At 67.8% G+C, this 14,006-nt stretch carries 15 protein-coding genes and 1 pseudogene; 8 read left to right on the top strand and 8 right to left on the bottom strand.

What is annotated here, in order from left to right; translation table 11 throughout:
- Positions 1 to 233 precede the first annotated feature (233 nt).
- The 3 genes and pseudogenes from ASD42_RS03550 to ASD42_RS03540 all read right to left on the bottom strand — a co-directional run bounded on the left by ASD42_RS03550 (position 234) and on the right by ASD42_RS03540 (position 2,696).
- Positions 234 to 1,496 (bottom strand): hypothetical protein, encoded by a 1,263-nt coding sequence (locus ASD42_RS03550; protein ID WP_056810077.1) that lies wholly within the window; start codon positions 1,494 to 1,496, stop codon positions 234 to 236.
- Positions 1,497 to 1,607: 111 nt separating this feature from the next.
- Positions 1,608 to 1,979, bottom strand: a pseudogene (locus ASD42_RS03545) (L,D-transpeptidase); the annotation flags it as partial.
- A 276-nt stretch (positions 1,980 to 2,255) separates the two neighbouring features.
- On the bottom strand, positions 2,256 to 2,696 hold the full coding sequence (locus tag ASD42_RS03540; RefSeq protein ID WP_056810071.1) for a winged helix-turn-helix transcriptional regulator: 441 nt from the start codon (positions 2,694 to 2,696) through the stop codon (positions 2,256 to 2,258).
- A gap of 66 nt (positions 2,697 to 2,762) precedes the next feature.
- On the opposite strand from ASD42_RS03540, the gene ASD42_RS03535 reads away from it, so the two are divergent.
- Positions 2,763 to 3,656: an NADP-dependent oxidoreductase gene (locus ASD42_RS03535; RefSeq protein ID WP_056810069.1), complete on the top strand. Its 894-nt coding sequence runs from the start codon at positions 2,763 to 2,765 to the stop codon at positions 3,654 to 3,656.
- A 1-nt stretch (position 3,657) separates the two neighbouring features.
- Here the strand turns inward: ASD42_RS03535 and ASD42_RS03530 are convergent, their stop codons facing one another.
- On the bottom strand, positions 3,658 to 4,317 hold the full coding sequence (locus ASD42_RS03530; RefSeq protein ID WP_082843764.1) for a cyclodeaminase/cyclohydrolase family protein: 660 nt from the start codon (positions 4,315 to 4,317) through the stop codon (positions 3,658 to 3,660).
- Positions 4,318 to 4,466: 149 nt separating this feature from the next.
- Here ASD42_RS03530 and ASD42_RS03525 point away from each other — a divergent pair, with 149 nt between their 5' ends.
- Entirely contained in the window at positions 4,467 to 5,504 is a 1,038-nt protein-coding gene (locus ASD42_RS03525; RefSeq protein ID WP_056810067.1) for an LLM class F420-dependent oxidoreductase, read from the top strand.
- A 63-nt stretch (positions 5,505 to 5,567) separates the two neighbouring features.
- Here ASD42_RS03525 and ASD42_RS03520 read toward each other — a convergent pair whose 3' ends face one another.
- Entirely contained in the window at positions 5,568 to 5,903 is a 336-nt protein-coding gene (locus ASD42_RS03520; protein WP_056810064.1) for an STAS domain-containing protein, read from the bottom strand.
- Positions 5,904 to 6,154: 251 nt separating this feature from the next.
- Positions 6,155 to 7,654 (bottom strand): SulP family inorganic anion transporter, encoded by a 1,500-nt coding sequence (locus tag ASD42_RS03510; protein WP_056810058.1) that lies wholly within the window; start codon positions 7,652 to 7,654, stop codon positions 6,155 to 6,157.
- Positions 7,655 to 7,796: 142 nt separating this feature from the next.
- Between ASD42_RS03510 and ASD42_RS03505 the strand changes: the two genes are divergently transcribed.
- Genes ASD42_RS03505 through ASD42_RS03495 form a run of 3 tightly spaced genes read left to right on the top strand, consistent with a single transcriptional unit; the run spans position 7,797 to position 10,022 of the window.
- Positions 7,797 to 8,276, top strand: a complete 480-nt coding sequence (locus ASD42_RS03505) for a cation:proton antiporter regulatory subunit (RefSeq protein WP_056810056.1) — start codon at positions 7,797 to 7,799, stop codon at positions 8,274 to 8,276.
- Between the two features lie 59 nt (positions 8,277 to 8,335).
- Positions 8,336 to 8,818, top strand: coding sequence for a cation:proton antiporter regulatory subunit (locus tag ASD42_RS03500; RefSeq protein WP_056810053.1), 483 nt, complete (start codon positions 8,336 to 8,338; stop codon positions 8,816 to 8,818).
- Between the two features lie 10 nt (positions 8,819 to 8,828).
- Positions 8,829 to 10,022 carry a cation:proton antiporter gene (locus ASD42_RS03495; RefSeq protein WP_131816960.1) on the top strand — a complete coding sequence of 398 codons (1,194 nt, stop codon included), beginning with the start codon at positions 8,829 to 8,831 and terminating at the stop codon, positions 10,020 to 10,022.
- A 45-nt stretch (positions 10,023 to 10,067) separates the two neighbouring features.
- On the opposite strand, the gene ASD42_RS03490 is transcribed toward ASD42_RS03495, so the two are convergent.
- Both ASD42_RS03490 and ASD42_RS03485 read right to left on the bottom strand, forming a co-directional pair.
- Positions 10,068 to 10,721: a response regulator gene (locus tag ASD42_RS03490; protein WP_056810047.1), complete on the bottom strand. Its 654-nt coding sequence runs from the start codon at positions 10,719 to 10,721 to the stop codon at positions 10,068 to 10,070.
- Entirely contained in the window at positions 10,718 to 11,734 is a 1,017-nt protein-coding gene (locus ASD42_RS03485; protein WP_056810044.1) for a sensor histidine kinase, read from the bottom strand. The genes ASD42_RS03490 and ASD42_RS03485 overlap by 4 nt, the downstream gene beginning before the upstream one ends.
- A gap of 176 nt (positions 11,735 to 11,910) precedes the next feature.
- On the opposite strand from ASD42_RS03485, the gene ASD42_RS03480 reads away from it, so the two are divergent.
- Genes ASD42_RS03480 through ASD42_RS03470 form a run of 3 tightly spaced genes read left to right on the top strand, consistent with a single transcriptional unit; the run spans position 11,911 to position 13,972 of the window.
- Positions 11,911 to 12,186: a hypothetical protein gene (locus ASD42_RS03480; RefSeq protein WP_056810039.1), complete on the top strand. Its 276-nt coding sequence runs from the start codon at positions 11,911 to 11,913 to the stop codon at positions 12,184 to 12,186.
- Positions 12,187 to 12,215: 29 nt separating this feature from the next.
- A complete protein-coding gene (locus tag ASD42_RS03475; RefSeq protein WP_056810038.1) occupies positions 12,216 to 12,674 on the top strand; it encodes a CBS domain-containing protein in 459 nt (152 codons plus the stop codon).
- A gap of 14 nt (positions 12,675 to 12,688) precedes the next feature.
- The gene (locus ASD42_RS03470) at positions 12,689 to 13,972 is read left to right on the top strand and encodes an ArsB/NhaD family transporter (RefSeq protein ID WP_156677379.1); all 1,284 of its coding nucleotides are present in this window, start codon (positions 12,689 to 12,691) and stop codon (positions 13,970 to 13,972) included.
- Positions 13,973 to 14,006 lie beyond the last annotated feature (34 nt).

The following is a 14,006-nucleotide window of genomic DNA, read 5'->3' as shown; positions in this document are numbered from 1 at the left end:
TCGCGATCGACTCGGCACCGCTGAGCACGCTCGGGTCGGTCGACATGGGCCGGTCGGCCGACCAGCCCCGCCACTGAGGGTTCGGCTGCCGTGGTCTCGGGGCGAGAGCGCGCCGAGACCGGCCCGGCCCGGCCTGGCCTGGCCACGCCGCGGTAGACCACAAACCGCTCTGCGCGCCCGGAGAAGACCTTGTCGGTGCCGAGGCCGCGTCGTGAGGCGGGCCTCGTCCGGGTCTAGCGCGGTGCCGCTCCGAACGAGGTGATCAACGTTTTGTTGCCGATCTCGGCGGTCCCCACCAGTTGGGGTGTGTAGGTGCTCGGCGCCGAATCCGGTCGGAACGCGGTGATCTTGACGAGGTATTGATCGGCGAAGGCGCCCGGGGTGATCTCCACGCAGTGCGTGGTGCCCACCGGGGTGGAGTCGATCCCGGCCTGGATGGCAGCCGCGGAGGGCGCGACGGCATCGGAAGCCACGAGGGTCCGCGCCTGATCACCGGACCGCGCCACGTAATAGGCGTATTGGAAGGCCAGGATCGCCGCGATGCCGGACTCGGTGCCGCCCGCGCCGTTGCCCCGGGACATGGCGCCGATCTGTTCGGTGGGGCACTCGGCCGTCACCGGGCTCACCGAACTCGGGGCCAGGGGAGTGCTCGCCGCCGTGGATGTCGGTGCGGGCCCGCGCAGTTGGACGTAGGTGCCGCCGAGAAGGACGGCGCCTGCCACCGAGGCGACCAGCGGTGCGACCCATCGGGGCACGCGCCGTCGCTTGGAGCGATCGATCATCCGCGCGAAGACTTCGTCGTTGCCGTTGTAGTCGGGTGCGGTACGCGAAGGCTCATCCTCGCCACCGTGGTCCTCGGAAGGGGCGTGTGCCGAAAAGGCGTCCGTGTCGGGGTAATCGGGTGCGGGGCGTGGTGGGAAGGTGTCCGTGCCACGGTAAGGGGAGGCCGGGCGCGGTGGGAAGGTGTCCGCACCGCGGTAATCGGACGCGGGGCGCGGTGGGAAGGTGTCCGCACCGCGGTCCTCGGGTGTGGAACGCGAATGCTGAGTCACCGCAGCGCCGTAGCTGGGTGTGGGATGTTCGAGCCTCGCCCACCCCGGGGTCGGCGAGGTGATGATCGGCAGTTGATCGGTGTCGGGTCCGTTGTCGCTCATCGAGAACGGGGTGTCCGGGAGACGGTGACGCGCACCGGGATCGAATTTTCCGCCGACAACGGGCAGCCGATCGGTGACGGTAGCGTCCGCCGGAACGACCCCACTGGTCTCGGCCTCTCGAATGGCGGCCGCCGAGATGACCGGAATACCGGCCGGTGTCGTGGGTCCACCTTCGATGCGATGACGGGCACCGCTCGTCGGCTGCTCGCTCAGCCGACGAGGCCGTGGCGCGCCGAGGTCGCGTGAGCGCCGAATCGGGGTGACAGCAGCGAGCGGAGCACCTGCCGATCCCGGGTCGTGCTGTCGAGCCCCGATCGGTCTGTGCGCATCCGGTCGATCCATCGCCCCACCTTCATCAGGCTCGTCGCCGTCAGGGTATGTCCCGCAACGATTTCGTTACGGGCACGATACTGCCCTGACGGCGCGTTCGCCGAATGCCACGAGGGAAAATGTTTACCAGTGGATATAGACCTCGTCGCCGATGCCGACATTTTCGAAGTACCAGGCGGCGTCGTCGGGGGCGAGGTTGATGCAGCCGTGGCTCACATTGGCGTTGCCCTGCGAGTCCACCGACCACGGCGCCGAGTGCACCATCACGCCACCCCAGGTGAGGCGCACGGCGTATTCACCGTCGACGATGTAGCCCTCCGGGTCGTCGAGCGGAATGCCGATCGTGCGCGAGTCGAACACCACCGCCCGATCCTTCTCGAGCACGCTGAAGGTGCCGGTGGGCGTCTCGAAACCGGGCTTGCCCATCGACGCGGGCATCACCCGCACAACCTGTCCACCCTGGCTCACCGTGAAGGTGTGCGTCGAGAGATTCGCCTCTGCGTACGTGCCACCGCCGTACTGGGTGCGCTGGCCTCCGATCAGATCCGCGGACGCGGCTCCCGACCAGGATGCGGCTAATACTGCCGCCATGATCGCGACGAACAGGAAACGAAATGCGCTCCTCATAAACGCCACCCCTTCACTCACTCGTAGGCGGATTCCAAGTCTAGGCCGCCATGATCAACTCGACCTATCGAAGTGGTAACGGCCGTCGGGTCCACCGGTGTGTCGTCTTGCGTTCACGCAGGTCGGGGCCTCGATGAAACGTTCTCACTTCGAGATCGGTGATGCCGAGCGCCCCGGTTGTGGTACCGGGGCCGGTTCGGCGGTGCGCGCGGCATCGAATTCGGCTCTGGCGGCGGTGATCTCTGCGTGGTGTTCGACCACCCAGGCGCCCATCGCCTGGCTGATCCGCCCCAGATCCGCCCCGAGCGCGGTGATGCCGTATTCCACTCGGGGCGGCATGGTGGGGAACACCTCGCGCCGGACCAGGCCGTCACGTTCCAGGTCGCGCAGTGTGCGGGTGAGCACCTTCTGGGTGATGCCGTCCAGGCGTCTGCGCAGTTCGTTGAAACGCACCGGCCCGCCCGCCTCGCGCAGGCTGCCGAGCACCAGCAGGACCCATTTGTCGGCGAGTACCGACAGCAACTGCCGCGCCGGGCAGTCGCGAAGGAACGCCTCGACCGAACTCTGCTCACCCACGGTATCCATGAGGTACCACGGTATCCGAAAGGTGCCTACTGCCGCTGGGACACCGGTCGGCGCAGACTCGACGGTATGTGGCAGATCGAGCAGAGATCATTCGGCGGACCCGACGTCTTCGAGCGCGTGCAGGCGCCGCGCCCGACGCCGGGTCCGGGGGAGGTGTTGGTGCGGGTCGTGGCGACCAGCGTCAACGCCGCGGACTGGAAGGTGCGCAGCGGCCTGATCCGGAGCCTGGGTGAGCCGCCGCTCGTGCTCGGACTCGATGTGTCCGGCGTGGTCGCGCAGGTGGGCGACGACGCGACGCTGTTCGCGCCGGGAGAAGCGGTGTACGGCATGGTGTTCGGCGGCGCCAACGCGGAATACGTGCTGGCGCAGGAGAGTCGGCTGGCGCGCGTCCCCGTCTCGATCGACCCGGTCCACGCGGCCGCGCTTCCGGTGGCCGGGGTCACCGCCTGGCAGGCACTGGCCTCGGTGCGGTCGGGGGAGCGGGTTCTCGTGCACGCGGCCGCCGGCGGGGTCGGGCATCTGGCAGTGCAGATCGCCGCCCGGCGCGGCGCGTGGATCGCGGCCACCGCGCGCAGCGGCAACCACGCCTATCTCCGTGGACTCGGCGTCACCGAACCGATCGATTACCCGACCACCGACTTCACCACCGCGGTGCGCGAGGTCGACCTGGTGCTGGATCTGATCGGCGGCGACTACACGGATCGGTCGTTGACCGTGCTGAGCGATACCGGTCGGGTGGTGGCCGCCGAAGGTCCGCCGACACATCCCGATTCGCGAGTGCATCGGCTCTATGTCGATCCGACGACCGCCGCGCTCGACGAGCTCGCGGCGGCGGTCGACCGCGGCGAGCTGACCGTCGACATCGCTGAGATCCTGCCGATCACCGAACTCGCCGCCGCGCATCGGCGCAGCGAATCCGGCCGGGTCCGCGGCAAGATCGTGCTCACCGCGGACCGCTGACTCAGCCCCGTACGGCGTGCAGCACGTCGCCGTGCAGGGCGTCGGCGCGGGCCGCGATGGTCTCGACGTGCAGCAGAGCAGCGGCGAAGTGGTCGCCGAGGTCGGCGGGCAGGGACCCGACGTTGATCTCGATATTGAGCTGCGAGCTCATCGCCGCGGCGCGGGCGGCGTCGGCGGCGGCACCGATATCGGTGACCACGTTGGGATTGCCGATCGGCAGCAGTTCGGCCGCCAGGGAGAGGATCTCGTCGGCCTCGTCGACTACGGCGGCCGGTACGCGCGCGGCTTCGACGAGGGCGGCGTTGATCGCCGCGGTGCGGGCGGCGATCTCGGCGTCGGTGTCCTTGGGCAGCTTGTAGGCGGCGCCGACGGCGGTGAACGCGGCGGCGTCGGCATCGGCGAGAGCGAGCGACCTGGCCACCGCGGCATCGGCGGCCAGAATGATCTGGTCGATCACCGGCCGGTTGTCCGCGTCCTTGGCCCGAGTGGTGTAGCGCGCCACCATCGCCACCAGCGCGGCGGCCTGCGCGGCATGCAGCGCGGCCACGGCCCCGCCACCGGGGGCGGGCACTTTCGCGGCCAGCTCCGACAGATAGTGCTCCAAGGTCACCGAACCGAAGGAGGGGGCGATCTGCTGCGGCGACACGGTGGGCTGCGACACGACGGGGTGGCCTTTCGATGCGGCGAGAATTGCGTGGAATCTTCTCCCAACGCTACCGCGTGCCCGCCCACGCACCCCGCTCGACCAGCACCTGCGCCGACAGACCGACCGGTCGGGGTCGGCGCGTCGTCCGGGGCTATGTTGGGTGCATGCGGATCGGATTGAGCATCAACTACACGGACGGTTTCAAGGAGACGGCGGCCGAGGTCGCCGACCTGGAACGCGCCGGCCTCGACATCGTCTTCGTGCCGGAGGCGTACTCGTTCGACGCGGTGAGCGCGCTGGGCTTCCTGGCCGCTCGCACCGAGCGAGTGCAGCTGGCCTCGGGCATCCTGCAGCTCTACACCCGGACCCCCAGCCTCACCGCGATGACCGCGGCGGGCCTGGACTACGTCTCCGACGGCCGGTTCATCCTCGGCATCGGCGCCTCGGGCCCGCAGGTCATCGAGGGCTTCCACGGCGTTCCCTACGACGCCCCGATCGGCCGCACCCGCGAACTGCTCGAAATCTGCCGCACGGTGTGGCGCCGCGAGAAGCTCAACTACCAGGGCAAGTACTACCAGATCCCGCTGCCCGCCGAGCGTGGCACCGGCCTCGGCAAAGAGCTCAAGCTGATCAATCACCCGGTGCGCTCGGACATTCCGGTGCTGCTGGCCGCGCTCGGCCCGAAGAACGTGGAGCTGGCCGCCGAGGTCGCCAACGGCTGGCAGCCGATCTTCTTCCTGCCGGAGAAGGCGAACGACGTGTGGGGCGACGCGCTCGCCGCGGGCAAGGCCAAGCGTGATCCGGCGCTGGGCGAGCTCGACATCTTCGCCGGTCCCGCACTGGCGATCGGTGACAACGTCACCCCGCTGCTCGAGTTCGTGAAGCCGCACCTGGCGCTCTACATCGGCGGCATGGGCGCCAAGGGCAAGAACTTCTATCACACCCTCGCCACCAAGTACGGCTACGGCGAAGCCGCCGATCGCATCCAGGAGCTGTACCTGGCAGGCGACAAGCAGGCCGCCACCCAGGCCGTGCCCGACGAGCTGGTGCGCGACGTGTCGCTGATCGGTCCGGAGAGCTTCGTGAAGGAGCGCATCGCGGCGATGGCCGAGGCGGGCGTCACCACGCTCAATGTCACGCCGATCGCCGAGAACGCGGCAGGACGGGTGAAGCTGATCGAGCAGCTGCGCTCGCTCTGCTGACACCCACCGACGACAAACGCGCCGCCGTCCGGAGATTCCCGGGCGGCGGCGTGTTGTGTTGTGTCAGGACGTGAACGACGCCAACGCGGCATCCAGGGTGGTGTGCATGGCGAACACCTGGTCCAGGCTCGTCATCTTCAGCTGACGACTGGTGGCAGGTCCGTCGGCCACGACCGCGATCGAGGTGGTCTCGCCTGCCCGCTGATGCGCGGCGACCAGCGTCGCCATGCCTGCCGACGCCAGGAACCCGACCGCGGTCAGGTCGATCACCAGCGCCGCCGGTTTCTCGGCCAGGATGGCCTCGATGGTGGTGTCGAGGGCGGGTGCGGTCGCCAGGTCGACCTCGCCGGTCACCGTCAGCACCGTGACGCCGTCGTGTACCGCCGTCGTGGTGGTCATCGTGTCCGTGAGTGGATACGCGTCTCCGGAAGAGTTGGTCACTGTTCAACAACACACAACTTCGCCCGAATACGCAAGCCACCGGGGTGTTCGCCGCTCGATCGCCATGATCGGCCGCGGTCGCGCCGAGGTACTCGACCGCGAGTGTGCGACCGTCGTCGACCTGCTCGGCCAGCGCCTTTAGCGGCAGAACCGCGGTCGGACGTGCGCCGATGGGGCCCGAACCCCGTCGGCAACCGCGCGTCGGGTTCTCAGGCCTCGCCGCCGCCGAGGCCCGACAAACGAACGTGGCGAGCCTCGGACGCGGCGTTGAGGCCGATGATCTCCACCTGCTTGCCCTTGTTCGCGTACTTGGTGGTGATGGCGTCGAGCGCGGCGACGGTGGAGGCGTCCCAGATGTGGCTCTCGGACAGGTCGATCACGATGTTCGCCGGATCGTCGACGTAGTCGAACTGGTAGACGAGATCGTTGCTGGAGGCGAAGAACAGCTCGCCGCGCACCTTGTAGACGCGGATGTCGTCGGCGGTGGGCACCGACACGACCTCGGTGAAGTGCGCGACCCGGTGCGCGAACGCCACCATAGCGGTCAGTACCCCGACGATCACGCCGTAGGCCAGATTGTGCGTGACGACGGTGACGAGCACGGTCACCAGCATCACCGTGGTCTCCGCGACGGGCATGCGCCGCAATGTCTTCGGTGCGATGGAATGCCAATCGAAGGTCCCGACCGACACCATGATCATCACCGCGACCAGCACCGCCATCGGGATCTGCGCCACCAGTCCGCCGAGTCCGACGACCAACCCGAGCAGGAAGACACCGGCCAGGAACGTCGAGATCCGGGTCCGCGCTCCGGAGACCTTGACGTTGATCATGGTCTGGCCGATCATCGCGCACCCGCCCATCCCGCCGAAGAACCCGGTGACGAGATTGGCCACGCCCTGGCCCCAGCCCTCGCGGGTCTTGTCCGAATGCGAATCGGTGATGTCGTCGACGAGCTTGGCCGTCATCAGCGATTCGAGCAGACCGACCAGCGCCATCGCGAGCGCGAACGGCGCGATGATTCGCAGTGTGTCCAGATTCCACGGCACGTCCGGTATCCCGAGCGAGGGCAGGCTCTTCGGCAGCGCGCCCTCGTCACCCACATTCGGGACATCCAAGGACAACGCCATCGTCACCGCGGTGAGCGCCACGATCGCGACGAGCGGCGCCGGCACCGCGGTGGTCAGTTTCGGCAGCAACACCAGAATCGCCAGGCTCGCCGCCAGCATCGGATACACCAGCCAGGGCACCCCGATCAGGTAGGGGAGCTGAGTGAGAAAGACCGAGATGGCCAGCGCGTTGACGAACCCGACCATCACGCTGCGCGGAATGAAGCGCATCAACCTGGCCACCCCGACCACGCTCAGCACGATCTGGAACACCCCTGCCAGCAGCACCGTCGCGATCAGATAGTCGATCCCGTACTCGCGCACCACCGGCGCGATCACCAGCGCCACCGCGCCCGTCGCCGCCGAGATCATCGCGGGCCTGCCGCCGGTGAACGCGATCGTCACCGCCATGGTGAACGAGGCGAACAGCCCCACGCGCGGATCCACCCCGGCGATGATCGAGAACGAGATCGCCTCGGGTATCAGGGCCAGCGCGACGATCAGTCCGCCCAGCACTTCGGTCCGTAGTCGTCTCGGGCTGCGTAGCGCCGCGAGCACCGAGATGTCGTCTCGATGTGATCGAGGTGCCGTCGCGGCCATCCTGAACTCCGTTCCCTGACAGGTGCCGGGTGATCCGGCAATCGCTGACCTCAACTATGCGTCAGGTCGGGGACGTGGCTGGTGTACGAGGGTGTGCAGGGTAGGGGCTGGTGTTATTCCGATGTCGTCGTACTGTGAGGGCGTGAACATCGATGTGACGCCTTTACCGGGAATCGGCGTATGCAAGGACTTTCCGCTGGCGGAGGCGCGTCGCCGGATCGGCGTGATCGAGCATCGTGACGGCTCCGTCGATCTGGTTGTCTCGCGCGCCGGTGACTATGACTCGACGACGTCGATTCCGCTGTCGGACACCGAGATCGGCGTGCTCGCCGGGTTACTCGGCGCCCCGCAGGTGGTGCAGAAGACGCGGGAGACCCACAGCGCGGGCGAGCTGTCGACCAGGCAGTTCGCGATCGACCGCGGCAGCCCCTTCGACGGTCGCCCCCTGCGTGACACCGAGATGCGCACACGTACCAAGGCCTCGGTCGTCGCGGTGGTGCGCGCGGGTGAGGTAACTCCTTCACCGGGGACCGATTTCACCTTCGTCTCCGGTGACCTGGTCGTCGTGATCGGCACCGACGAGGGCCTCGACGCCGCCGGAAGGCTGCTCGGCGCGGGCTGAGAATCCATACGGATAGTAAAGGGCAGGTAAGGTATCCCTAGCTGAGGTTAGGTGATCCCATGAATGTAGAAGTGACGTCCCTGCCGGGAATCGGTGTCCGCAAAGAGTTTTCACTGTCGAAAGTGGACCGCCGCATCGGCATCGTCGACCACCGCGACGGTGGTACCGACCTGATTTTCACCAAGGTCGGCGACCCCGATTCGACCGTCCAGATTCCACTGTCCGCGGTCGAGGCCCGCACGCTGGCGAGCCTGCTCGGCGCACCCCAGTTGGTCGCGCAGCTGCGCGAAGAACATCGCGAACTCGACGGAGTGAGCACGCGATCGATGTTGGTTCCGCCGAATTCGCCGTACGCGTCGCGGCGGCTGGGCGATACCGAGCTGCGGACCAGGACGCGCGCGTCGATCGTGGCGGTCCTGCGCGCGGGGCAGGTCCTGGCCTCGCCGGGACCGGAGTTCGTGTTCGCCAGTGGCGATATGGTCGTCGTGGTCGGCACGAATGCCGGGTTGGACGCCGCCGCTTCGATCCTCACCGACGGCTGAGCCGGTGGAGATCAGTGGAACCGCGCTGGCACTGATCCAGCTGGGGGCTGTGTTCTTCGGGTTGGGCGTACTCGGGCGCATCGCGGCTCGCATCGGCCTCTCGCCGATCCCGCTCTACCTGCTCGGGGGTTTGGTCTTCGGTACCGGCGGGCTGATCGAGCTGCACGAGGTGGAGGACTTCATCCACATCGCCAGCGAGATCGGCGTCGTGCTGCTGCTGTTGTTGCTCGGGTTGGAATACACCGCCGGTGAATTGGTCACCGGCATGCGCAAATCGTGGCCGGCGGGTCTGCTCGACCTGGTGCTCAACGCGACCCCCGGTGTGATCGTGGCGCTGATGCTCGGCCTCGGGCCCACCGGGGCGATCGCGATGGCCGGCGTCACCTACATCTCCTCGTCGGGCATCGTCGCCAAGGTGCTCAACGACCTGGGTCGACTGGGCAACCGGGAGACGCCGACCGTGCTGTCGATCCTGGTGTTCGAGGACCTGGCGATGGCGGTCTATCTGCCGGTGCTCACCGCGGTGCTGGCCGGTGTCGGGTTCGTGGCCGGGATGACCACCGTGGGAATCGCGCTGGTCGCGGTGACGGTGGTGCTCGTCGTCGCGCTGCGCTACGGCAGATATGTCTCGGCGATCGTGGCCAGTGAGGATCGTGAGATCTTCCTGCTCAAGCTGCTCGGTTCGGCGCTGCTGGTGGCGGGTATCGCCTCGGCGGTGCAGGTGTCGGCGGCGGTCGGCGCGTTCCTGCTCGGCATCGCGATCTCGGATTCGACCGCGCACGACGCCACCAAGATCCTCGAACCGCTGCGCGACCTGTTCGCGGCGATGTTCTTCGTGCTGTTCGGTTTGAGCACCGATCCGTCGACGATCCCGCCGGTGCTCGGCTGGGCGGTGTTGCTGGCGGTGGTCACGACGGTCACCAAGATCGCCACCGGGTGGTGGGCGGCCAAACAGGCCGGGGCGTCGCAGCTCGGCCGAGCCCGCGCTGGTACCGCCCTGGTCGCGCGCGGCGAATTCTCGATCGTCATCGCCGGCTTGGCCGTGGCAGCGGGCGCGGTACCCGCCGAATTTGCCGCCCTGGCCACCACGTACGTGCTCCTGATGGCCATCATCGGACCGATCGGTGCCCGTATCGTCGAGCCGGTCATGCGGTTGGTGGTCGGTCGCAAACAGCCGGTGAAGGTGGATCCGCTCGCGGAATGACGGCGCGTCGAGGCCCCCGGTTCGATGCGGGGGCCTTCGTTGTTCTCAAGGCTCGATCAGTCCGGCGCGAATGGCGTACCTGGTCAGGTCGAGCCGGTCGCGCAGGCCCAGTTTCTGCAGGATATTGGCGCGATGCCGGTCGACGGTCTTCGCGCTGATCACCAGCTCGGCGGCGATCTCGCGCGCGGAGTGCCCCTCGGCGATCAGCTTGAGTACTTCCTCCTCACGGGGGGTGAGGATCGTTTCCGGCAGCGCGGAGCCCTGCCGGGCGAGTTGGAGGTAGTCGCGCACGAGGGCGGTGACCGCGCCGGGGTAGAGGAACGATTCACCACGCATCGTCGCCCGGCACGCCTCGATGAGGTCGCGATCGGCCACCGACTTCAGCACGTAGCCGGAGGCGCCGGCCTTGAGCGACTCGAAGAAGTACTGCTCGTTGTCGTACATCGACAGCATCAGGATGCGTACCGGATGGTTGTTCCTGGTGATCTCGCGAGCGGCCTGGATGCCGGTCATTCGCGGCATGGCGATATCGAGGATCACCAGGTCGATGCTGTCGTCGGCGAGCGCGGTAACCGCGTCGAGTCCGTTGGCGGCCTCCGCGACGACGAGCAGGTCCGGCTCGTTGTCCAGGATCATCCGCAGACCGCTGCGCACCAGCGCGTGGTCGTCGGCCAGCAGGATCCGAGTGGGCGCGCTCATGCCGGTACCTCGTCACGAGCCGGGACCGGGATGACCAACTCGACCGCCGTGCCGCCCGACATCGGGGAGGTGATGGTCAAGGTCGCGTCGATCAGCATGGCGCGCTCGCGCATTCCACGGATGCCCGCCCCGTCCTCGACCGCGCCGCCGCGACCGTTGTCGGTGACCTCGAGGATCACGGTGTCCTCGCGTGCCGCGATCAGCAGGGTCACCTCGTCGGCGCCCGCGTGGCGCAACACGTTCGTCAGGCTCTCCTGCGCGACCCGATAGCAGACGAGTTCGATATCGGGGTCGAGGCGACTGATCGCGGGGTCGACCTCTCGACGCACGGAAATGCCTGCCGTGCGGCTGAATTCGTGACACAGCGCGGTGATCGCGCTGTGCAGACCGAGGTCTTCGAGCACATCGGGCCGCAGCCGCGAGGCGATCCCGCGGACCTCGTCCAGACACCCACGCACCGTTTCCTGCGCCGCCTCGACCTCCGCACGCAGCTCGGCGGGCGCCCGGTCCACGACGCGTTTGAGCCGCAACAGCGCCACGGTCAGGCTCTGGCCGATCTCGTCGTGCAGTTCGCGGGCGATGCGCCGACGCTCACCCTCCTGCGCGGCCAGCGCGGTGCCACCGGCCACCGACCGTTCGGCTTCCAAGCGGTCGAGCATCGCGTTGAAGGTCTCGATCAGCTGATGGAAGTCCCCGCTCGCACCGCGCTCGAGGCGGACCGCGCGCCGGGGCGGGTCGACGCGGCGCATGGAGGCGACCAGCTCGTCGAGCGGAGCGAGTGAGGTGCGAAGGGCCACGGCGTTCGCCGTGAGGATCACCGCGAGTCCGATCACCAGCACCGGCACCTCGGTCAGGCGCAGCCGGGCCGACACCGTGGCCGGGGAGAGGGCCAGGATCAGCGTGCCGAGGGTGAAGATCACGCCGTTGAGCAAGCAGATCCGCCAGAACAACGCCGTCACCGGCGTTCGGATTCGCCGCGAGCGTCCTGCTCGCAGCGCTGCGAGACGGTTCATGACACCAGCATGCTGGCGCCCTCACGTTCTGTCCATGGTGCCCAGCACCCATCCCGCACCCGCTAACCCCGCCGGACCGGTCGACGAAATGGGTGTCACGGCCGATAGTGCCCGTGAACTGGGCGAACCAGACTCGGATCAGACGCTTTCGACGAGCCGAGGAAGGACCGCCGGCCATGGATATCGACCGGACGACGATCCCGGGAGCAGGTGTGCTGCACAGCTTCCACACTCGCCACGGCACCCGCTTCGCCCTGCTGACGCACTCGTCGGGAGCGCGACGCCTGCTCGCCTACACGAGTGGCAGCGACGAACCCACGGTCGACATCGAGCTGGAGCCCGACGAAGCCGATCAGGTCGCCGAGCTCATGCATTCGCGGCCGTTCGGTGACCGGCTCACTCGCCTCGAACAACGGCTCGACCTCCTGACCGGACGGAAGGCACACCCGTGAGCACAGTCGAATCCCCCCGGAGCCATGCCATGCGTGCACGCGATATCGCGATGAACCTGCCGACCGTCCGTATCAGCGACCCCGTCGCCCGCGCGGTCCGGCTGATGGTCGTCAACCGGTTGCCGGGTCTGATCGTCGTCGACGAGCTGGACCGGCCGGTGGCGGTCCTGCCCGGAACCCAGGTGCTGCGCTTGGCGATTCCCGCCTCCTACCACGACGACCCGACGCTGGTGCGCACGATCGACGAGGTGCACGCCGACCTGTTCTGGCAGGAACCGGGCAGCCTCACGGTCGGCGACTGTCTGCCCGACGGCGCGAGCAAACCGGTCACCGTCACCCCCGACGCGACCCTGCTGGAAATCGCGATCCTGATGGCGCGCAAGCACAGTCCGCTCATCGCCGTGGTCGACCGCTCGCGCACGTTGCGCGGCGCGATCACCCTGGAACGGTTGCTGACCAGCCTCGCTGTCGTCGGCCCCGGCGACTGAACGCCACGCCGCGCATGGCCGCAGCGCTTGCCGTCGTCATCTTCGTGGTCGCCTTCTTCTTCATCGCCACGGAGAAAGCCGACAAGGTCAAGACCGTACTGATCGCCGCGGGCGCGATGGCCCTGCTCGGCCTGATCCCCGGCGACGAAGTCTTCTATTCCGCCCACGAGGGCATCGACTGGAATGTCATCTTCCTGCTGCTCGGGATGATGATCATCGTCGGTGTCATCAAGCAGACCGGCCTGTTCGACTACCTGGCGATCTGGTCGGCCAAACGCTCGCGGGGCAACCCGTATCGCCTGATGGTGATGCTGATGTTGATCACCGCGGTCGCGTCACCGTTTCTCGACAACGTCACCATCATCATGCTGGTCGCCCCGGTGACGCTGGTGGTGTGCCGACGCCTCGGCCTCGCCGCGCAACCGTTCCTGATCGCCGAGGTGCTCGCGTCCAATATCGGCGGCGCGGCGACGCTGATCGGCGACCCGCCCAACATCATCATCGCCAGCCGGGCCGGGCTCACGTTCAACGACTTCCTCGTGCACATGGCGCCGATCGTGGTGATCACCTTCGTGCTGTTCGTCGCGCTGACCCGGGTGCTGTTCCGCTCGGCGCTGCGCACCGATCCCGCCTCGGTCGACACGGTGATGGCGTTGCAGGAACGACGCGCGATCCGCGATCCGAAACTGCTGGTGCGCTCGATGATCGTGCTCACCGGCGTGGTCGTCGGCTTCTGCCTGCACAGCGTGCTGCATGTCGCGCCGTCGGTGATCGCGCTGGTCGGCGCGGGCATCATGGTGCTGGTCTCCGGCCTCGACATCGGCGACATCCTGCAGGAGGTGGAGTGGCCCACGCTGGTGTTCTTCATGGGCCTGTTCGTGATGGTCGCCGGCCTGGTGCACACCGGGGTGATCGCCACGATCGGCGACGCCGCGATCGGGTGGGTGGGTGACGACTACTTCCTTGCCGCGACCGCCCTGGTCTTCGGTTCGGCGATCCTGGGCGCGTTCGTAGACAACATCCCCTACACCGCGACCATGGCGCCGGTGGTCGAAGACATCGTCGCGGGGGCGCCGGATCCGGCTACCGGCCGATCGCTGTGGTGGGCCTTCGCTTTGGGCGCCGACTTCGGTGGGAACGGCACGGCGGTGGCGGCCAGCGCCAATGTGGTCGCACTCGGGATCGCCGCTCGCGCGGGGCAGCGGATCACCTTCTGGCAGTTCACGAAGTACGGCATCTCGGTCACGATGCTCAGCAGCTTCATCGCCTGGATCTACGTCTGGATCCGCTACTTCTGAGCCGTTGTCCCGCAACGGTTCTCACACGAGACGT

The sequence above is a fragment of the Nocardia sp. Root136 genome, assembly GCF_001427185.1.
Classification (GTDB): domain Bacteria; phylum Actinomycetota; class Actinomycetes; order Mycobacteriales; family Mycobacteriaceae; genus Nocardia; species Nocardia salmonicida.
This window is presented reverse-complemented; position numbering and strand designations above follow the sequence as displayed.